Consider the following 20,353-nt stretch of genomic DNA (forward strand, 5'->3'; position numbering starts at 1 on the left):
AAATGGCCAAATAAGGTCTGTGGTGATCGTTAGCGGTGCAAGAGAGCAATAAGAGCACTGCAAGAGCGTTCAAGATCACAGCAAGGGCGTTCAAGATAACAACAGCAAGAACAATATATCCATAGCATTTCTCCGAAATTGTCTCGCAACAAAGTAAAGTGATGAATGCATCGGCATTCCCTTGAACCTCTTCGTTTTTCGATTAACCCAAATACCTGCACATCTTTAGCCTAATATTGCCACCCTGAGAAACGTAACTCGCCGACAAACTGCCACATCCGCTCCCGAGTAACGCAGCAGTCCAGCCACTAGCTATATGCCCTCGTTTCTGAGGAACGAATCCCTTCTAACTTTAAAAGTCACCCCGACCCTGCAAGCTAATCAACATTGCCACGCAGATAAACATGTTCCACTAAAAAGTGTTATAGTCACCTACATTGATCGTTGTATAGCTTCTCAGGTGACTCTATATGTTGCATAAATATGACTTGTCATTCGACCATGGATGTGTAAATATGAAAATAAATTACATGTAAGCTGAGTTTGTGCATACAGCAGGGTAGCAAACATACTTTTTAATTGTGATATCTTCCGCACCAAAATCAGATTAAGTTTACCGATATATTCAGATCTTTATCAGCTCGATACTAGGCCGGCATCCCTCTAATCCAGCAACCCTTCGCCAAGCAAAGGAGCGCTCCCGAGTGAGTAAATTTAAAAACGCTTTCACCACACTACCCATTCACCACAAAACGATGTTGCTGATTGGCTTTTTGATGCTGATCAGCTTTGCTTTCTACGTATCTGTCATGCAGTACGTGTTGAATATATATGACCGCCAGATCTATGAGAAATCATCACAGGTGCTGAATATGTCTTCGGTTGGCATCGAGAACAAGCTACGGGAGTTATCCAATCTGTCCTTCAAAGTAATGTCGGATGAGCCGCTACAACAGTATCTATTGCAACTGGAGAAGGCGGAGACCGGATATGAGCGGAATAGTCTCCGTAAAAAGATTACAAACCGACTCGTTGCCTACGCCGGTTCCGAGAAATACGTGTACTCCATGATCTTTATCGATAACGATAACAATGTCATGGCGGCAGGTAATCGCGAAGGCATCTCGGAGACGAAGCAAAAGGAGCTGATTTCGCTCGGTGAGCAGTATGCCGGTTCCAACGTATGGCTGGCAAGTGGAGATCAACAGGCGAGGTTGCTGTCGGTCAGACAGGTGAAGTCCTTTACGGGCGGATCATTTACGCTGGAAAAGCTGGGGACCCTGATTATCCGTGTGCGGCTGGATCGGATCGTACAGGATCAGATGCAGGAACCGGCAGAGGACTCACAGTTGCTGATCGTTGATGGGACGGAAGTCATCTACCCAACCGAATCCACCGTAAGCAAATCCGAAATTGCGGAAGAAATGAAGCGGACTCAACCTTACGGAATTGCCACGTTGGAGCAGGGCAAATATTTTGTTGCAAGAGCCCATTCGTCCTATACCAGCTGGAATTATTTATATACCACGCCATTTGATCAGATGTTCAAGCAGATTCAATTTGTCAAACAATTGGTCATGGTCATTTTTATTATGATCTTTCTGGTGGCCCTTGTGATTGGAGCCAAATTCTCGCGCAGTATCACCCATCCGATTGCTCAATTAATCAAGAAAATGCGTAATATTGAAAAAGGGGATCTGGATAAACTGGAGGAGGCAGCCCTTGGCAACATTCCCGTATCTCCGCAAAACGAAGTCGGACTGCTGCATCGAACGTTCAAGATGATGTTACAGCGGATTCGAGAGCTGATTGATGAGAATTATGCGAAGCAGCTCGTCATTCGTGAAACAGAGTTGAAAGCGCTTCAAGCGCAGATCAATCCACACTTTTTATATAACACGCTTGAATCCATTAACTGGCTTGCCAAAGTACAGAAACAGCATCAAATCTCCGAGATGGTCGAGGCGCTGGGCTTCCTGCTACGTAGCTCGGTCAATATGTCCGAGAAGTGGATTACGCTGGAACGGGAGCTGGACATCGTGCGTAGCTACGTTACGATTCAGCGTACCCGGTTCGAGGAAAGACTTGATTTTGACATGCATATTGCACCTGAGGTCGGAACAGCTCGAATTCCCAAGTTAACCTTACAGCCGCTTGTAGAGAATGCCATTCACTATGCACTTGAACCAAGCATCGAGCCTTGTCAGATTCGAATCCGTGCCAGAGCAGAAGGGGAGCGTATTCGGATCGAGGTAGAGGATAACGGGCCGGGCATGACCTCCGAATTTATGGAACGTTTACAGGAAGGTCAGATTCAGACCAGAGGACAGGGCATAGGGCTTACGAATATTCAGGAACGTCTAAGGTTGACCTTTGGCGATGAAGGCACCATGAGCATAAATAGCAAGCCTGGATCAGGAACTGTAGTATCGATCAGCATACCTTGGATCAGAGAGGACGATGACGATGTACAAAGTGATGCTCGTAGATGATGAACGTGTCATACTGGAGGGAATTTCCCAGGTGGTTGACTGGGCGGCTGCTGGGACAGAGCTTGTAGATACGGCCAGAAATGGAGTGGAAGCACTGGGCAAAATCGAAAGCGCCAAACCCGATATCATTATCACCGACATTTCCATGCCGGGTCTGGATGGACTCGGTCTGATCGAGAAGGCGTCCGAGGCTTATCCGGCGGTACGATTTATCATGTTGTCCGGCTACAAGGAGTTTGAGTATGCTCGCAAGGCAATGCAGTATGGGGTTAAGCACTATCTGCTCAAACCCTGTAACGAGAATCAGATTCATGATGCCCTGGTTGAGCTGTTGCAGGAGCGCCAGGATGCGCAGGTGAAAGAACATGTTGCAGGAGAGATCAAGCAGCGTCTGCAACGAGTGCTTCCCCATGTGAAGGAACAGTTTCTGCTGGAGTTCATGACCAATCGCACGTATGGACCCGTGGATTTGGCGTATTATCAGGATCTGTTCAATATGGAGCTTCAACAGAATAGCGTCCGTTTACTGTTGCTTCGGATAGTGGATGAGCATGATTACAGCCATTTATTTGCGATTAAAAATATAGCTGCAGACCTGCTTCCGGATGTACTGTTAAGCACAACGATTGAAGGCAAGCTCTTGATTGTGCTGGCAGAACAATCCGATGTGAATGTACTCCAGGAACAGATTGAAGCGGTTCGCCAGACGTTTACCCGTCTGTACAGATTAGAGCTGACGGCTGCGCTCAGCGAAGCGGATCATATGACCCAGTCCCGGCGGTTGTTCCGCGAGGTGATGCAGTACTTGAATCATCGCTTTTTCATTGGAGAGGGCAAACTTATTACCAAGAATGATGTGGTGCTGGCAGGGGAGTGTGACGGGGTGAATGTGGAGCAGGATGCCGAGCAACTGTGCCAGTTAATCAAATCGGGCAATACGGAGGAGGCTGCCGCCGAGGTACATCGTCTGTTCGAGCAGCTGGCAGACCAGAAGCTGGATATAGAGGTGACACGTGCTTATGTGGTGCAGTTATACTCTGCCATGATTCAAGTTTGCCCGCCAGAGGAGGCAACCGATTTCACGCAGCGGATGGCGGAACTGACGCATATGGATACGCTAGCTGATTTGAATACATTTGTAGCAGACAGTGCTACCCGTTTAACAGCTGGTTATTATAAAAATTACATCAGCCGTCAATCATCGGCAGTGGAGAAAATGATGGATATCGTGGACCGTCACTATGGTGAGGCTGACCTTTCCCTGAGTGGAGTAGCACATCAAATGTTATATATGAATCCGGACTATCTCGGCAAAATTTTCAAAAAAGTCACCGGCGAAAATTTCTCCAATTACGTTAATCGTCTTCGCATCGAACGGGCGTGTGAACATATCCGCAGAGGCGGGGATGTGAAGGTGTTCGAGCTGGCCGAATTGTTCGGTTTTGGAGGTAACTCGCAATATTTCAGTCAGGTATTCAAAAAATGGACCGGCATGACGCCTACGGAATACCGCAGATTCGGCATCTAACAGGGGATTAGAAATGGCAAAGCTATGATCATGCGAGGTCATACCATATCTCAAGAGGAGGATAACCAGCGCTTGGAGCGTCAGGGATGTCCTCCTCTGTTTTTTGAACCAACAAGACGGTTTTGTGTATTCAACTTGGATCGTACTTTTGCGAAAATGACAATATCAAGTTTGTGAAAGCGTTATCAGTATATCGTTAACAAGATGGAGATAACCCGTTCACAATACCATATCAGCATAAAAAGGGGAGATTGGCATGGTGAAAAAGGCAATATTCCTGATGATGGCTGCGTTGCTTGTATTTACAGCAGCTTGTAGCTCAGGTGGAGGCAGTGAACAAGGGTCCGGGAGCAAGGGTGATTCGGTAAACCTGCGTATCGCATGGTGGGGCTCGGATACACGGCATGAATATACGCAGAAGGTCATCGACCTGTATAAAACGAAAAATCCAAACGTCAAAATCGATGTGGAATATGCTTCTTTTGACGACTACTGGAAGAAGCTTGCCCCGCAAGCCGCAGCCAACCAGCTGCCTGATATTATCCAGATGGATATTTCCTATATCAGCCAATATGCACAGAACGGCCAGCTTGAAGATCTCGCACCGTATCTGGGCAACCAGATCAAGGTGGATGATGTGGCTGAGAATGTCATCAGCACAGGTGTAATTAACGGGAAACAGTACGGTGTACCTGCCGGGGTTAACGTCCTTGGTTTCCAATATGATCCTGCGTTGCTCAAGAAAGCAGGCGTAGATGCCATGCCGGAAAATCTGACATGGGAATCCTACGAAGCGCTTGGTAAACAAGCAGCAGAGAAGGGACTGTATCTGGATGGCGGCGTGGCTCCGGATATTTTCTTCCACTACTTCCTGCGTACCAAAGGCAAATCGCTCTACAACCCGGAAGGAACCGGACTTGGATATGATGACGACGCTCTGTTCGTAGAGTTTTTCGGATTAATGCAACGCATGATCGAGCAGAAGGCTGCGCCTTCGCCGGATGTGGCTAATCAAACGAAGGGCATCATTGAAGAGTCGGATTTGGTCAAAGAAAAAGGCATCGGCGTATGGCAATGGTCGAACCAATTCGTTGCGTTGCAACAGGTAGCTAACCGTCCGCTTGCGATTGCGCCAATGCCGGGACCGGATATGGAGAAAGGGCTTTATATGCAGCCAAGTATGTACTGGGGTGTAACGTCGAACTCCAAGGTGAAGGAAGAAGCAGCGAAGTTCATTGACTTCTGGGTGAATGACGAAGAAGCGAACAAACTGATCAAAGGAGAGCGCGGTGTGCCGATCTCCGGAAAAATCAAAGAGGCTATTGCTCCTGAACTGAGCGATGCAACGAAACAGGTATTCGAATTCGTGGCATCGATGGAGCCGAAAGCTTCTCCAATGAGCCCGCCACCACCGGTTGGATCACCTGAGGTCATTTCCTCACTCGCTGATGTCGTGGAAGAGCTGAACTTTGGTAAAATTACTGCCGAACAGGCGGCACAGACCTTCCGCAAAAATGCAGAATCCGTGCTTGCCAACAATAAATAACAATTGAATGATGGCTTGCTCGTCCCTCATGCAGGGATGGACGGGAAACGGGCTGCTCGCTGACGGCGAGGGCCTTTCCCCGTCCTGTCTGTAACATGAAGGCGTCAGCAAGCTGATCCATGAAGGAGGTACGTTCCAATTGAGGCAGTATTCTTCATTGCGCAGAAACTTGACGGGGTATGCTTTTATCAGCCCATTTATTATTGGTTTCCTGGGATTCACGCTCATCCCGATGTTTGTTTCCCTCTACATGTCGTTTACGAGTTATAACTTGTTCACCTCTCCCAAATGGATCGGGATGGACAACTATACCAAGATGTTTTTTGATGATCCGAAATACTGGAATTCGGTTAAGGTTACGTTTTTATATGTATTCATCGGGGTGCCGTTAAGGCTGATCTTTGCCCTCTTTGTCGCAATGATTCTGAACACGGGCTCTCGTATGGTGGGAACGTATCGTACATTGTACTATCTGCCTTCCATCATCGGCGGCAGCGTGGCCGTATCCATTATGTGGCGTAACCTGTTCAGTAACGAAGGCGTCATTAACAGTGCGATGACCGCCATCGGCATTGGGCCGATCAGTTGGTTCGGTGACCCGGATGCGGCGCTTGTGATGCTGATCTCCCTGTCCGTATGGCAATTCGGTTCGTCGATGCTGATCTTCCTGGCAGGACTCAAAAACATCTCTCCCGAGATGTATGAGGCTGCAGGGGTGGATGGCGCGAATCCGGTTCGGAAATTTTTCAGCATTACGTTGCCATTGCTCAGTCCAATCGTGCTGTTCAATCTGATCATGCAGACGATCGGTGCATTTATGACCTTCGTGCCTGCGTACATCATCTCCAAAGGGGAGGGTGGCCCGATGGACGGAACGATGCTCTATTCGTTATATCTGTTCCGCCAGGCATTTATGTTTAACAACATGGGTTATGCTTCTGCCATGGCTTGGGTCATGTTGATCATGATTGGTGTGCTTACAGCGGCTGTATTCCTGACATCCAAGTTCTGGGTATTTTATGAATCTGAAGGAGGGAAGTAATCATGGTGTGGAGAAATGTAAAATGGCCCATCTATCATCTGTTCGTTGCCGCACTTGCCCTCCTGATGCTCTACCCGGTGCTGTGGATGCTATTCAGTTCTTTCAAGGAGAGTCGCACGATTTTTGTGACGGCTGAAAGCCTGTTTCCTACCGAATGGATCTGGTCAAACTATGTGGATGGCTGGAAAGGAACGGCTGGACGGCCGTTTATGGATTACATCACCAATTCACTGATCATAGTGGTGATCTCTACGATTGGGGCAGTGCTGTCCTCGTCCCTAATCGCGTTTGGTTTTGCCAGACTGAATTTCAAAGGGCGTACCTTCTGGTTCTCGCTGATGATGCTTACGCTGATGTTGCCGCATGACGTCGTACTGGTTCCGCAGTATATTATCTTTACCAAGCTGGGCTGGCTGAACACGATTCTGCCGATTGTTGTACCTACATTCTTCGGAATGCCGTTTTTCATCTTCCTGATGGTTCAGTTTATTCGCACGATTCCCAAAGAACTGGATGAGGCTGCGACCATTGATGGTTGTAACAAATTCAGGCTCTATATCCAGATTATCATGCCACTGATCAAATCTTCGCTGGCAACAGCGGCAATCTTCTCCTTTTACTGGAGATGGGAAGACTTGCTCGGGCCGGTGCTGTATCTGAACTCGCCTGACAAGTATACGGTATCGATGGCGCTCAAGATGTTCCTCGATAGTGAATCTGCCTCCAACTGGGGCGCGATGTTCGCGATGTCGATTGTCAGTCTGGTGCCGGTCGTGGCTGTATTCTTCATCTTCCAGAAACAGATTGTGCAAGGCATGAGCACGAGTGGTTTGAAGGGGTAACGAGGTGAGATATCGGAACATTCCCAAATCAAGGTCGCATCAAACTAATAAGAATACGTGGAGGAGAAAAATTAGTGGATGCAGCAGACTTGGAAAACGCAGAACATACAGAACAAATAGAACAAGTTGATCAAAAGAGTGCCTCATGGAAGTTTAGTTTTGGTCCTATCATGGCTCAAGCTGATCATAGATCAGAAATCATATCGGAATCTACTTTAAACATGAGGAATCCCGATAAGGAAGCTTACGAAGAAGGCATCCATACGAATGTAAGAAAAGCAGATGACTATGTGGCTGTTTCGTCTACAACGATATACGATGAGAGCCAAGGATTCGGATTCGAACCAGGTTCGCTGGTGTATGAAAAGCAGCGGGTTGAAGAGCAGGAAGCTGGGTCGCCTTCTTCAAAAGGGGTTTATCCTCCGCAAGGGCAGGCAACAATGTCTGCCCGCTTGCGTTCGAGCTTTTGCATTCCGCTGAAGGCATCATTTATCTTAGATGTACCCGACGGGACGTATCAGGTGCTACTGATTGCCGGAGATGCGCTTGCGGATACAATCACGCGTGTCAAAGCGGGAGAAGGACGTCTGATGTTACCCACGATTCGCACGGTGGCCGGGCAATGCGCAGAAATGCGGTTTGCCGTTGTGGTTCGCAGGGGAAAGCTTCGCCTCACCTTCTCGGGACCTGCACCTCGGATCAATGCACTGGAAATAACGCTGGCTAATCAAACGATGACCGTGTTTCTCGCGGGGGATTCAACGGTAACGGATCAGCCGGAGAGCGGATACCCGTATTGCGGCTGGGGACAATTACTGCCTGCACAGTTCAAACATGACGTGGCCGTGGATAACCATGCACAGTCAGGGCGAAGTTCCCGTAGTTTTATTCATGAAGGCCGCTTGGATGCGATCATGAAGCGAATGAAGCCGGATGACTTTTTATTCATTCAGTTTGGACATAACGATGAGAAGCCTGACCCGGAACGGGGGACAGATCCTTTCACCACCTATAAGCAGTATTTGAAAAAATATATCGATGCCGCACGCGAGGCTAAGGCACGTCCGGTGCTGATCACGCCTGTGCATCGCCGATACTTTGCGGAAGATGGCACATTGACCGATACGCACGGCGATTATATTACCGCCGTGCGTCAACTTGCGGCCGATGAAGAGGTGCCGCTAATCGATCTCGCTGAACGTAGCCGCCTGATGTTTGAGCAGGCGGGTGAAGAAGGCACCAAAGATGATTTTATGTGGGTGCTACCCGGCGAGTATATCAACTTCCCCACAGGGATGGAAGATAACACACATTTTCAGGAGCGAGGCGCACGCCGCTTGGCAGAGCAGGTGACCGAAGCCATCCGCGAACTGCATTTACAGCCATTGCAGATGTACCTCAGATAAGAGCAAAAGTAGCAGGTAAGGAACAAACTGTTTTGGTGAGGTTCTAATTATTAAGTTACTGAGATTTGATACCGCAGGATTTTAAGTCCTGTGCGTCTGAGAGTTAACTTAAACTGCAGCTGCAACTGTTAAAAGATAAAACGCGAGTTGAGCGAAGCAACAAGCAATAAAAGTGGCCCAGCGAAGCGAAGGCCATGCCTTTTAAAAGCAGTAGAGGGTGAGCGAGGCAGCGAGGGGGGCGGAATCGGGAAAAGGGAGCGAAGCGCCCGCGTTTGGCACGGGATTTCCCCCTTGGAGGGGGAATAAAAGAAATCCCGGACCAATGAGCGGCCCGAAAGCCGATCCGCGCACTGAGCGTCTGCCCGCGAGCCACCGAGGGGTTTAAATGAAACGCGAGTTCAGCGAAGCAACGAGCGCAAAAAGTGGCCCAACGAAGCGAAGGCCATGCCTTTTAAAAGCAGTAGAGGGTGAGCGAGGCAGCGAGGAGGGCGGAATCGGGAAAAGGGAGCAAAGCGCCCGCGTTTGGCACGGGATTTCCCCCTTGGAGGGGAATAGAAGAAATCCCGGACCAACAGCGGCCCAAAGCCCGATCCGCCCACCGAGCGTCCGCCCGCGAGCCACGTAATAGGTTTTAACTAGCACCATCTTCGCAATGAGCGAAAGGAGGAGAATCATGTCAGATCAATCAAGCCTTCCGAAATCCTCATCCCACGGTCATACGTACTGGGTTATCCCAGACGGGTACATCCCGCCGGATAGCTCAGGTGCACTGGAGAGTCATGAGAGCATCTGTGTGTTAAACACGGAGGGTGAGGATGCAACGCTGGAGATTACAATTTACTTTGAAGACCGCGATCCGCTGGAACATATCCAAGCTGAAGTCCCGGCTAAAAGAACAAAACATATCCGTACCGCATCGCTACGTGCCGGGGAAGAAAGCATCCCTTCCGGTGTACCCTATGCCATCACGGTTTCAAGTAATGTACCCGTCATTATTCAGTACAGCCGCCTGGATACAACCCAGCCGGAACTGGCCTTAATGAGTGTCATGGCGTACCCTTTGGCATAAACGAAGTGAGCCAACAAAAAATAAATGATTGTTGTGCGTTGTCTTAATCATCTTGCCACGCTAACAAGCACTGACCAAGCACTGACCAAGCACTGACCAAGCACTGACCAAGCACAGAAAGACCTGTAATCTGCATCTGGTTTGATGCCGGTTTACAGGTCTTTGCTCTTCGGTTTACTCCCCATATTTATAAGTACTGGCATTTAGAATCTTCACGTCGACCTCAACTTTGCCGAGGTGAATACGAGCAAGAGGTTCTGCCCGCTGGGCAACCTCAGCTCTCCACCAATCGGGATGATGCCGGTAGAGATGCTCTACAAGACCGAATGAATCTACATTCCGTGCTTTGGTTGTGGCAAATGTGCTCCGAATTTGAGCTTCCATCTGCTTGCCTGCCTCTTGCTCCATTACACGGGGAGAACGAAAAGAGCCATGATCCTCAGCAATCGAACCTTTCACTGAAGTGAACAGATCAAAGGTGATACCGCTAGCACTTTTTTTCGCCTTTATACGCGTTTTGGGTTTGTGAAGAGTCAGTGTAAGGTCAGGAGTACTGCCATGCTTCCCATAAACATACAGCGGATATTGGTACACATGGTCATAATTCACGTAACGGGTGCCGTCTGCTTCGGCACCAGAGACTTTCCCCTGACTTTTTCCATTGCTCACGACGTAAAATCCATCCATTCGAATTAGCGGCGGGGTCTCTTCGCCGTTATGCCATGTCTGATTTTTAGTGGAAACGGAAGGCAGCAACACCACAGATGCAGGTTCTCTCAGACTATCAAGTAACTGATGCAGGCGAATGGGCTCATACCCGGAATGCTGCCTGTACAATCTCATCGGTTCGAACAACTCAATCGTTTGAGCCGATTGGTTCAGGATCGCGGAGGGAGAGAGCAAAGTGGACAGATCTTGTTCTGTCGCATAGATCCATGGTGTATATCGCAGTTGTCCGGAATGAAGTAACGTGTTAAAAACATCCTCCAGTCGCCCTTCCAACGCATTTTTGGATAGCACAATTGCTTTCACGTGAGTCCACAACGTTTGTTGCTGCGATGTCTCGTACAGATTGTTGATTGCCATACTTAACGTTGTGCCGGTGCCTTTTCCAATCCAGATCTGACTACCTTCTCTTGGTGTCGGCCCTTCCTGCTTTGCAATGCTGGAAAAATCGATTAACTGGGCGTACGTCGTATATTGATTATCCGCATAATCGATGCCAATGGCTGTAATAAAGTTAATGCTTTGCACTTCCTTGGAATCCCAGCATCCTGTCAGCAGCATGACACAAACTGCAACAATGCTACTTACGCAAGTCCATCTCATCAAGGTTTGTCCTTATGGCGGGTAGAATCCTGTGTGCGTAATACAGCTGGGCGTTTGGTGCGTGTCATGGAAGGTGGCATCGATACGGCCTGTGTGAAATCTCCTGGAATGTAAGGGGATACAGGGGAGAGGTAGGATACGCCGTAACACTCCAGAGATACGAGATGAACTAACAGGGCAAACAGAGCAACCATAAATCCGAATAACCCCAAGATCGAAGAAGCAATTAACATTCCGATGCGAACCTGGGATGTGGCTCCCCCCAGAACCGTATTCACCAGAATGTAGCTGGAGATGACGGAGATCGCTACCGTGACAATTATAGTGGGAGATGTAATTCCGGCACGAATGGCTGCATCCCCGATAATTAAGCCACCGACTACGCTGACGGTCTGTCCCAATGCACGCGGTAGCCTTCTTCCAGCCTCATTGAACAGTTCAAACATAAAGATCATTAGGAAAGCTTCAAGCGTAACCGGCATGGGCAATCCCATCCGCGTTCCTGCGATCGTTGCGAGCAGGGGCAGTGGAATCTGCTCCAGATTAAAGCTGGTCAGACCGATGTAGAAGGCCGGAAAAAAACAGGCAATGAGCAGCCCGGCAATTCGTAATATCCGTTCAAAGGTCACGATGAAAAAGGGAGTGCTCTCGTCTTCAGGTGATTTTAACTGATTGAACAGTGTTGTCGGTGCGATGACGGCTACAGGTGACCCATCCGTGAGCACAGCAAAGCGTCCGTTAATTAAAGAGTCTGCGACATAGTCCGGACGTTCAGAATTATCTGTAAGCGGAAAGATGCTTCGCACGCCTCCCATGACCGCGCGTTCCATGATGGACGTGCCCATGATTCCGTCGACGTTAATCTGATTCAGATTGCTACGAGCAGTCTCTAGAATTTCGGGGTTAATTATATCTCTTACATATAAGAGACCGATCGTTGTCTGTGTGCGGTCTCCTTTTATAATTTTCTCATAACACATGGATGATGTTTTCAATCGTTTGCGAACCAAGGCGATGTTCGTGGACAGCTCTTCGGTGAAACCGTCGCGCGGTCCTTTTACGGATGTCTCGATGGCAGACTCTTCTGGGGTGCGTCCCGGAATATTGGCAATATCCAGACTGCAAGCCTGTACACCATTTTCAAAAATAAGTAGAAGCTGCCCGCTAAACAGAAGCATGTTTATGTTTTGGAGATCAGAAATATCATCTATGGGTTTCAGGGTTAACCCAAGCTCCTTGGGTACAGCCTCTTCCATAATCAATGTATGTTTTTCTAACCGTGGAATGATAAATTGATTGATTTGTTTACTGTCCACCAGCCCGTCGCAATAGAGCAGAATGACAGAACGAACAGTCTCATCTTGGGCAGAAAATGTCTGAATGACCACATCGGCGCAGGATTCAAAATTTTTTCTCAGGGAGGCAAGCATGGTTTCATAGGATGTTGTGTCAATCGGGTGTTTCTTCTTCTCCATGGTGATATTTCCTCCTCTGCTGGCGTGAATGGATGAAGGCAACGATCGTTGCCAGAACCGCAAATCCGCTCAGATACACGAGATTATATGGAAAGATGTAATCAACCAAAATTTTCACGAAAGTCATATCGTCCAGAGGATATAGCATGGATAGAATAAAAAATGTAGCCAAAGACGCACAAGTGACCATCCTTCTGGAAGTGCTCTTAATATTCCAAATTTCTACCACAATATACATGGCCAGACTAATCCGGGTGAATGAACCTGCGAGCCACTGATAGATGGAAAAGAAATCGGTCTGCGCAATATATTTGCCCAAGGAGGCGATGCGCCACTCTTCGAAGGCCGGATACCTCATTTTGGCCGCTTCGTTCGGATTAAACTCTACAATTGCCCCGATGAGCGGGCCTGCGGTCAAACCAATAATAATAAGCGCAAGCATTAGATACTGCCATAGCTTGATACGATTGGCAAGGTGAGGCTGAATGTACCAGAGGAAGAGGAGTTCAAACATGCCCGCGAGACAGTACACCATGCCATGAATTACAGGTGACCATCCATGCTCCAACACAGGCAACATCCGGCTGTAATCTTTGTACGGGGAATTGACAATCGCAACATAGAAACCGAGCAGCACGACAAGCGGCAGAATCAGTCCGGCTGTAAAGGCAAGCGAACGCATGCCCTTATAGGCAGCATATCCGCATAAAGTCATGAGTGCGATCGTTGTAGCGATCACAGGCGTTTCGGTCAGATAGTTCGTTTTGGCCCAAGTGGTGGTATCACGTAACGTAAAGTAGATGGTACATAGAAAAAAGAGACTGTTTCCCACCCGCAGTAGCAAACCCACGGGTTTACCGAGATGAGAAGACAGCCAATCATGCAGATTTTGATGTTGTAAGAAGCGGGAGACAAAAGCAAGCATACATGCAAAAAGAACCAGCGGTCCGGTCGATAAAAGCACGGAAATCCACGAGTCCCTTTTGGCTGCACTCAGAAGAGATGGAATAATTAATACATGGTTGATAAGGCCTACGGATAACATGATTAACATCATGGCTTGCAAGAACGAAGGTTGCGTACGCTTCATGCTGAGGAACTCCCTTTCAGAGTAGAGTATCCTCAGCAGTGTTAACGTGTTTGGGAAGCTTCATACAGGATCTCTATATCATCAAATCGAAATACCGTACAATCATCGCCTTACGCATTTCGAGCATTGTTCCTTTTGCGGTGTTTCTGGCATGACGGGTATCATGCTTTGGCATGACTGACCAGCTCACGTTTGCGACCACTCATGTTGGTGCCAAGTACACCGATGATGATCAGAATCGCACCTACATAGTGATAACTCTGAACAGGCTCATGTAGAATCAGTGCACCGCCTGCGATGGAAATGAGTGTAGACAGATTACTGAACACACTGACACGTGAAGCCTCCAGATGAGTCAAGGCGTAGCTGGACAGCAGGGTGGATACCATGGTAGATAAGATAGCCAGATAAGCGAGTGCACTCAGGTAGGACAGATCTCCAAGCGGTTGAACATAATCAGCCATTGAGCCCGTAAATGCATGGCGTATTAGTGCAATCGCATTAAACACAACACACCCTACCATTAAGGTCACCCAGGTCAGTTCCAGCGGTTTATATTGCCGAGTAAGTGGTCTGGCCAGTACCCCGTATCCTGCAAAACTGATGGCTGATAGAACCAGTAGCACAATGCCTTGCATATTACTCATCGACATGCCGCTGCCTTTCATGGCAAAGATAAAGATGACACCAGCGACAGAAAGGAGCAGAGACATTTTTTGCACAATAGACGTATGTTCCTTCAGAAAGACCGAGGCCAGAACAAGGGTGAACACAGGCACCATCGCCTGAATAATTCCCGCTTCCGAAGAATTGGAGGTTACCAGTCCGAAGGCTTGAAAGGCAAAGAAGAGCACAGGCGAGAGTAGTCCTAGCGGAATGATTCGCCACAGGTCGGCTATACGGAGATTGATTTTAATCCAGCCGAACAGCACAGGAATGCTGACCACAATGAGTGACAGAGCGAAGCGGTGTGCGAGCACATCGAGGGGATGAGCAATAGTAACGGTCATTTTAACAAATAAAAAAGATAGTCCGATAATGGCGGCGTAAACAACAGCTGCAATATAAGCGTAGGTTCGGTTGCGTGTAGTATTCATTCCTTTTACCTCCAGTAATGCGATATGAACTAGATTTACTGTTACCTATCAAGCGATGGAACATATTAGCCTTATTTAATATACTTCTACATCCGCTGTGCTACAATACAGAAAACAAACGATTGTACCGGTACAGTTTTGTGGATAAGGGGTGGAATGGTGAAAAAATATGAGGTAATCGCTCATGCATTGCAACAGTGGATACAGGAGCAAATGGTTCAGCAGGGAAGCCACCAGTGGGATGACAAAGGAATAAGGTTGCCAGCGGTTCGCCGTGTTGCGGAGCAATATCAATGCAGTGTGAGTACAGCGATTCGTGCGTATGAATGGTTGGAACAGCGACATTTGGTGTACGCCGTGCCCCAATCCGGTTATTATGCCGTTCAGAACGGCTTAGGTATACAGGATATGGATTGGCAAGAGCCGCTAGATTTTGCGTCCGCGGCTCCTGATCCAAGGGTATTTCCTTATGCGGATTTTCGGCATTGCGTGGAAGTGGCGATGAAACAGAAGCAAGATGAGCTTTTTTTATATGGCACGCAGCAAGGATTGCCCTCGCTGATTGAGCTATTACAGAAACAGTTTGCGGATTATCAGATATTTGCGCGAGCGGAACAGTTTTTCATCACATCGGGTGTGCAGCAGGCGCTTGCGGCGCTGGCCTTGATGCCCTTTCCCGGTGGAAGAACCAAAGTCATGGTGGAACTGCCTACATATCACAATATGCCTACCTTGTTGAAGAGCTTGAACGTACCGATTGCTGGTGTACGAAGAACGTTTGGTGAAGGACTGGACTGGGATTCACTTGAACGCCAGTTTGCGGAGGGGGATATCAAGTTTTTCTATGTGATCCCACGGTTCCACAATCCGATCGGGACTTCCATGAAGGCGGCGGAAAAGAAGAGACTTCTTCGGTTAGCACAGCGATATGATGTTTATCTGGTCGAAGACGACTATCTGGCCGATTTGGAGGACAACGCGAGACAAGATCCTTTATGGGCTTATGATACACATGACCGCGTTATTTATCTGAAAAGTTATTCCAAGATTCTGTTCCCTGGACTTCGTATGGGTGTAGCCGTAATGCCTGTGGCCTTGATCGCCTCTTTCGGTTCAATGAAAAGAATGCTGGATATCGACACCTCACTGTTATCTCAAGCTGCGCTCGAGGTGTACATTCATAGCGGAATGTTTGCTCACCATCGCAAAATCATTCGTAGCCGCTATGCCGCGCGGATGGAAGTTGTGCAAGAACAGCTGGAGGCTTATTCCGATTTCGAACCATTTCGTATTGCGCCACGAACTGGCGGAGAACATACCGCCCTCCCTTTACCAGGGAATATACCTGTCCGTACCTTGCTGTCCCGTTTACAGAACCGCGGAATTATTGCGGATACAACAGAGCGATATTATCCCGAAGGCACGTACCGCGCATTTACGGATCAGATGTTGCGACTGAACATCTCTAATGTTCCGAAACAGCGTATTGCAGAGGGGATGCAGATCATCCGGGAGGAGATATTGAAGCTGCAGATCAGATCAACAACGTGAAGATAGACCAGCCTTTAATGGGCTGGTCTATCTTGAATTTTAAATGATGTTGCCGCCGGCTCCAACTCTTACTCCTGTGCCATTGCTTTAAAAGAAGCTTCAGCCGCTTCGAGCGTGACAGCAATGTCTTCGTCCGTATGAGCGGTGGTCAGGAACCAAGCTTCATACTTCGAAGGAGCCAGATTGATACCGCGGTTTAACATGTGGCGGAAGAAGGACGCGAAGCGTTCGCCGTCCGTGTCTTGTGCATGATCATAATTCGTCACCGGATGATTGCAGAAATGCGTGGAGAACGCGCCACGAATGCGGTTGATCGTCAGATCAATGCCATGACGGTCCGCGGAAGCTTGCAAGCCAGTGGTCAGATCGATGGCGAGACGTTCCATTTCTTCATATACGCCAGCACCTTGCAGTACTTCAAGACAAGCGATACCCGCCGAGATGGAGGCTGGATTGCCAGCCATCGTTCCGGCCTGATACGCCGGGCCGAGTGGAGCAACCTGCTCCATGACATGTTTACGTCCGCCGTAGGCACCGATCGGCAAGCCGCCGCCAATGATTTTCCCAAGTGCAGTAAGGTCAGGTTCAATCTCCGCATGATTGTCCAATCCGGCATACGTCTGAGTGGAACCGTAGTGGAAACGGAAAGCGGTAATAACCTCGTCATAAATAACAAGTGAACCGTTCGCACGTGTCATTGCACAGAGACCTTCCAGGAAACCTGGCTCTGGCATAACCATACCGAAGTTACCAACGATCGGCTCTACCATAACCGCAGCTACATCGTCACCCCAACGTTCGAGCGCTTCCTTCAGACCATCCAGGTCGTTATATGGAACGGTAATGACTTCATGAGCAATGCTGGTCGGGATACCTGCACTGTCGGGAATGCCAAGCGTAGATGGGCCTGAGCCTGCAGCGACCAGTACGAGATCGGAGTGACCATGATAACATCCGGCAAATTTCACGATTTTATTTCGTTTCGTATATGCCCGAGCGACGCGAATCGTCGTCATCACGGCCTCTGTACCGGAGTTCACAAAGCGAACCTTGTCCATGGACGGGATCGCTTCTTTCAGCATTTTGGCAAGCTTGATTTCAAGCTCCGTTGGTGTACCGTACAGGACACCATTGGCAGCTGCTTCCGTTATGGCTTTGGTAATATGAGGGTGGGCATGTCCAGTCACAATCGGTCCGTATGCCGCGAGATAGTCGATGTACTTGTTGTCGTCAACATCCCAGAAGTGGGCGCCTTGCGCTTTTTTCATAAAAACGGGTGCCCCGCCGCCCACCGCTTTGAATGAGCGAGAAGGGCTGTTTACGCCGCCTACAATATGTTCCAGCGCTTCTGTATATAACAACTCCGAGTTCGTACGTGTATTCATGAGATAACTTCCTTTCGTAATTCCATTAGTTTAAACCAGCAAAACAATAGCATGATATGATTATTTTCGCATACTTTGGCGAACAGGCATAGCGAAAGGGCAGCATATAGGCTGCCCTTCTGAGAATGAATGAGATCATCGTTATAGTATATACCAAGTTAGCTCAGAGCTGTATTACCGGCTCATTTACTCTGCCGGTTGCTGTGTGTTCTTCTCATTACCGCTGGCGGTCTTGTCTTCTTTGGCTTTTTCGTCTTCCGTCTTGGCTGGCGGGTGAATGATGTCTTGAACATGCTGTTTTAATTTTTCTTCACTGGTCACCGTCAAGACTTGTGCACCGCCAGGGGTGCGTTCTTCTTTCAACAAGTTCATTGGTGGAACCTGCTCACTGCCATTCATGCTGCTTTGATAACCAAGCCCGCCCAGCTTCCACATGTCGGAGAGTGTAAGGTTGGTATCGACATACGGGCTAACTTGTTCCAAGATGGAAGGCAACTTAGCGATCGTTGTCGTAGACTGCATTTTGGCCGTCACGGCTTTGAGCAGCTCCCGCTGACGTTCCGAACGGGCGAAGTCGGACATCGCATCATGACGGAAACGAACATACATCAAGGCTGTTTTACCGTCGAGATGCTGGTAGCCTTTTTTCAGATCAATATCGTACTCGTTGTTGTCGGCTTTACTCACATAATGCATGTCCTTCTCGACATCAAAGTCTACACCGCCAACCGCGTCAACCAGTTTGATGAATCCCTGGAAATCGGTATACACATAATATTGAACAGGGATACCGAGCAAGTCACTTGCGGCTTCCATGGCTACGTTCGGACCGTGGGTAATCGCTGTGTTAATACGATCTTTACCATATCCGTCGATATTAATATACGTGTCACGTAGAATGGAGAACAGGTTAATCTTTTTGGTCAGCGGGTCAAGTGATACCACCATCATGCTGTCGGAACGTGGCACTTCACCCTTTTTCAGACCACGGGCATCAACACCCATAACCAATATGTTCACGGTCTCGGTACCTTCCCATTTCGGAGGGTCGGGTGTCTTCACTTTCTCTACATTTTCAATATTGGCAAATGGCGAATCCTCGCCTTTCTTCTGCAATCCATCCAACTGATTAAGAATAGAACCGAAATAGTAGGCCACTGCCCCTCCAACAATTAACACGAAGGCGGCAAGAGAGATCCATAGGGTTCTCTTCGTCTTTCTGGTCATGCTAGCGCTCCTTTGTATTTGAGATAAAAAATAAACGATTTCAGTACATGTAAAGTTGCGTTGAGTTTGCGTATAAGTCGAAGCTTTCCGTTCGCCTTCCCTCCAGACCTCAAGGCAGAGGAGGCCACTTCGAACTATTTTTAAAGCTTGCTGAATTTTGACTGTTACTATTATAATTTCTTTTTGGGCTACAAGCAATTTCAACAAAATCCAAGTGAGGTATAAACATGCTGGCGATTGATGTAAAAGATTTGCGAAAGTCGTTTAATGTCCAGAAAAGCCGCGGTGGGCTGAAGGGCGCGTTTCAGGATCTGTTCAAACGTCAATACCAGGAAGTATTGGCTGTGAATGATATTTCATTTCGGATACCGCAAGGTGAAATCTGCGGATATATTGGAGAGAACGGTGCCGGCAAATCAACAACGATCAAGATGTTGACCGGCATTTTGGTGCCTACATCCGGGCATTTATCGGTAGGTGGGTATGTTCCGTATCAGGAACGGGAGAAGTTTGTCAAAAATATTGGTGTAGTGTTTGGACAACGTAGCCAGTTATGGTGGGATATCGGTGTCATTGAATCTTTTCATCTCCTACGCAAAGTATATCGTGTAGGAGAACAGGACTTCCGCAAACGGCTGGACGAGCTGGTCGAGCGTTTGCAATTGCAGGAGTTGCTGAGTCGCCCGGTGCGTAAGCTCAGTCTCGGTCAGCGGATGCGCTGCGAACTGGTGGCGGCCTTACTGCACAATCCAGGCATTGTGTTTCTGGATGAGCCGACCATTGGTCTGGATATCGTGGTGAAGTCGGAAATCCGCGAGTTCCTGAAAGACATGAATGAGCAACATGGTACAACGATTCTGCTTACGACACATGACTTGCAGGATATCGAAGCTTTGTGTTCGCGTGTCATCATGCTGGACGCAGGTAGCATCATCTATGATGGAGGACTGGATCACCTCAAGTCCCAGTGGGGCACAGAGCGTGAGGTTCGGTTCAAATTCGGTACAGGCCATACGATGACTCAGATGCAGGAATGGACAGCGGCGATGCCTGTGCGGTGGACCGTGGAAAACGAATTGTCGGCCTCCGTGTGGATTCCGCTAGAACTGAACGTTTCGGATGTACTGGCACGTGTGGTAGGTCAGGCAGATATTACGGATATTCAGATCATTGAGACCAACACGGATGAGATTGTGCGCAGTATCTACCAGTCCGGTTCGGCTGAGCGCCCGGAGATTGTGTCGGCAGATAAAGAAGCGGTAGGTGCTACCTAA

16 protein-coding genes are annotated in these 20,353 nt (G+C 48.4%); 10 read left to right on the top strand and 6 right to left on the bottom strand.

From position 1 onward, the window contains the following. The first annotated feature begins 704 nt into the window (after window positions 1-704). From FS818_RS26230 to FS818_RS26260, 8 genes are all read left to right on the top strand, one after another. A complete protein-coding gene (locus tag FS818_RS26230; RefSeq protein ID WP_145336177.1) occupies window positions 705-2,492 on the top strand; it encodes a sensor histidine kinase in 1,788 nt (595 codons plus the stop codon). Beyond that, complete coding sequence (locus FS818_RS26235) at window positions 2,467-4,020, top strand: response regulator transcription factor (RefSeq protein ID WP_145336241.1); 1,554 nt, start codon at window positions 2,467-2,469, stop codon at window positions 4,018-4,020. Before FS818_RS26230 ends, FS818_RS26235 begins: the two co-directional genes overlap by 26 nt. 256 nt (window positions 4,021-4,276) lie before the next feature. Beyond that, window positions 4,277-5,566, top strand: coding sequence for an ABC transporter substrate-binding protein (locus FS818_RS26240; RefSeq protein ID WP_145336179.1), 1,290 nt, complete (start codon window positions 4,277-4,279; stop codon window positions 5,564-5,566). Between the two features lie 139 nt (window positions 5,567-5,705). After that, window positions 5,706-6,608, top strand: coding sequence for a carbohydrate ABC transporter permease (locus FS818_RS26245; protein ID WP_090924548.1), 903 nt, complete (start codon window positions 5,706-5,708; stop codon window positions 6,606-6,608). A gap of 2 nt (window positions 6,609-6,610) precedes the next feature. Further along, complete coding sequence (locus tag FS818_RS26250; RefSeq protein ID WP_090924547.1) at window positions 6,611-7,450, top strand: carbohydrate ABC transporter permease; 840 nt, start codon at window positions 6,611-6,613, stop codon at window positions 7,448-7,450. A 221-nt stretch (window positions 7,451-7,671) separates the two neighbouring features. Then, window positions 7,672-8,856 carry a rhamnogalacturonan acetylesterase gene (locus FS818_RS26255; protein WP_145336181.1) on the top strand — a complete coding sequence of 395 codons (1,185 nt, stop codon included), beginning with the start codon at window positions 7,672-7,674 and terminating at the stop codon, window positions 8,854-8,856. 217 nt (window positions 8,857-9,073) lie between these two features. After that, window positions 9,074-9,241, top strand: coding sequence for a hypothetical protein (locus tag FS818_RS29005; RefSeq protein ID WP_186375611.1), 168 nt, complete (start codon window positions 9,074-9,076; stop codon window positions 9,239-9,241). Window positions 9,242-9,529: 288 nt separating this feature from the next. Further along, on the top strand, window positions 9,530-9,925 hold the full coding sequence (locus FS818_RS26260) for a sensory rhodopsin transducer (protein ID WP_145336183.1): 396 nt from the start codon (window positions 9,530-9,532) through the stop codon (window positions 9,923-9,925). Between the two features lie 174 nt (window positions 9,926-10,099). Here FS818_RS26260 and FS818_RS26265 read toward each other — a convergent pair whose 3' ends face one another. From FS818_RS26265 to FS818_RS26280, 4 genes are all read right to left on the bottom strand, one after another. Continuing rightward, the gene (locus FS818_RS26265) at window positions 10,100-11,254 is read right to left on the bottom strand and encodes a Ger(x)C family spore germination protein (protein ID WP_145336185.1); all 1,155 of its coding nucleotides are present in this window, start codon (window positions 11,252-11,254) and stop codon (window positions 10,100-10,102) included. Further along, window positions 11,254-12,729: a spore germination protein gene (locus FS818_RS26270; RefSeq protein WP_145336187.1), complete on the bottom strand. Its 1,476-nt coding sequence runs from the start codon at window positions 12,727-12,729 to the stop codon at window positions 11,254-11,256. The genes FS818_RS26265 and FS818_RS26270 overlap by 1 nt, the downstream gene beginning before the upstream one ends. Next, window positions 12,704-13,819: a GerAB/ArcD/ProY family transporter gene (locus FS818_RS26275; protein ID WP_145336189.1), complete on the bottom strand. Its 1,116-nt coding sequence runs from the start codon at window positions 13,817-13,819 to the stop codon at window positions 12,704-12,706. The genes FS818_RS26270 and FS818_RS26275 overlap by 26 nt, the downstream gene beginning before the upstream one ends. Before the next feature lie 161 nt (window positions 13,820-13,980). Further along, entirely contained in the window at window positions 13,981-14,916 is a 936-nt protein-coding gene (locus FS818_RS26280; RefSeq protein WP_145336191.1) for a DMT family transporter, read from the bottom strand. 156 nt (window positions 14,917-15,072) lie between these two features. Between FS818_RS26280 and FS818_RS26285 the strand changes: the two genes are divergently transcribed. Further along, entirely contained in the window at window positions 15,073-16,467 is a 1,395-nt protein-coding gene (locus tag FS818_RS26285) for an aminotransferase-like domain-containing protein (RefSeq protein WP_145336193.1), read from the top strand. A 68-nt stretch (window positions 16,468-16,535) separates the two neighbouring features. Here FS818_RS26285 and FS818_RS26290 read toward each other — a convergent pair whose 3' ends face one another. Together FS818_RS26290 and FS818_RS26295 are read right to left on the bottom strand one after the other, a co-directional pair. Further along, on the bottom strand, window positions 16,536-17,852 hold the full coding sequence (locus tag FS818_RS26290; RefSeq protein ID WP_145336195.1) for a glutamate-1-semialdehyde 2,1-aminomutase: 1,317 nt from the start codon (window positions 17,850-17,852) through the stop codon (window positions 16,536-16,538). Window positions 17,853-18,038: 186 nt separating this feature from the next. After that, window positions 18,039-19,079 (bottom strand): LCP family protein, encoded by a 1,041-nt coding sequence (locus FS818_RS26295; protein WP_145336196.1) that lies wholly within the window; start codon window positions 19,077-19,079, stop codon window positions 18,039-18,041. A gap of 227 nt (window positions 19,080-19,306) precedes the next feature. Here FS818_RS26295 and FS818_RS26300 point away from each other — a divergent pair, with 227 nt between their 5' ends. Continuing rightward, window positions 19,307-20,353 carry an ABC transporter ATP-binding protein gene (locus FS818_RS26300; protein WP_145336198.1) on the top strand — a complete coding sequence of 349 codons (1,047 nt, stop codon included), beginning with the start codon at window positions 19,307-19,309 and terminating at the stop codon, window positions 20,351-20,353.

This window comes from Paenibacillus xylanexedens, from assembly GCF_007680605.1.
Taxonomy (GTDB): domain Bacteria; phylum Bacillota; class Bacilli; order Paenibacillales; family Paenibacillaceae; genus Paenibacillus; species Paenibacillus xylanexedens_B.

Excerpts from the sequence above, each read along its gene's own strand:
- FS818_RS26235 (WP_145336241.1), top strand. The coding sequence starts at position 2,467 with ATGTACAAAGTGATGCTCGTAGATGATGAACGTGTCATACTGGAGGGA.
- FS818_RS26240 (WP_145336179.1), top strand. The coding sequence starts at position 4,277 with ATGGTGAAAAAGGCAATATTCCTGATGATGGCTGCGTTGCTTGTATTT.
- FS818_RS26250 (WP_090924547.1), top strand. The coding sequence starts at position 6,611 with ATGGTGTGGAGAAATGTAAAATGGCCCATCTATCATCTGTTCGTTGCC.
- FS818_RS26255 (WP_145336181.1), top strand. The coding sequence starts at position 7,672 with ATGAGGAATCCCGATAAGGAAGCTTACGAAGAAGGCATCCATACGAAT.
- FS818_RS26260 (WP_145336183.1), top strand. The coding sequence starts at position 9,530 with ATGTCAGATCAATCAAGCCTTCCGAAATCCTCATCCCACGGTCATACG.
- FS818_RS26265 (WP_145336185.1), bottom strand. The coding sequence starts at position 11,254 with ATGAGATGGACTTGCGTAAGTAGCATTGTTGCAGTTTGTGTCATGCTG.
- FS818_RS26270 (WP_145336187.1), bottom strand. The coding sequence starts at position 12,729 with ATGGAGAAGAAGAAACACCCGATTGACACAACATCCTATGAAACCATG.
- FS818_RS26275 (WP_145336189.1), bottom strand. The coding sequence starts at position 13,819 with ATGAAGCGTACGCAACCTTCGTTCTTGCAAGCCATGATGTTAATCATG.
- FS818_RS26280 (WP_145336191.1), bottom strand. The coding sequence starts at position 14,916 with ATGAATACTACACGCAACCGAACCTACGCTTATATTGCAGCTGTTGTT.
- FS818_RS26285 (WP_145336193.1), top strand. The coding sequence starts at position 15,073 with ATGGTGAAAAAATATGAGGTAATCGCTCATGCATTGCAACAGTGGATA.
- FS818_RS26290 (WP_145336195.1), bottom strand. The coding sequence starts at position 17,852 with ATGAATACACGTACGAACTCGGAGTTGTTATATACAGAAGCGCTGGAA.
- FS818_RS26295 (WP_145336196.1), bottom strand. The coding sequence starts at position 19,079 with ATGACCAGAAAGACGAAGAGAACCCTATGGATCTCTCTTGCCGCCTTC.
- FS818_RS26300 (WP_145336198.1), top strand. The coding sequence starts at position 19,307 with ATGCTGGCGATTGATGTAAAAGATTTGCGAAAGTCGTTTAATGTCCAG.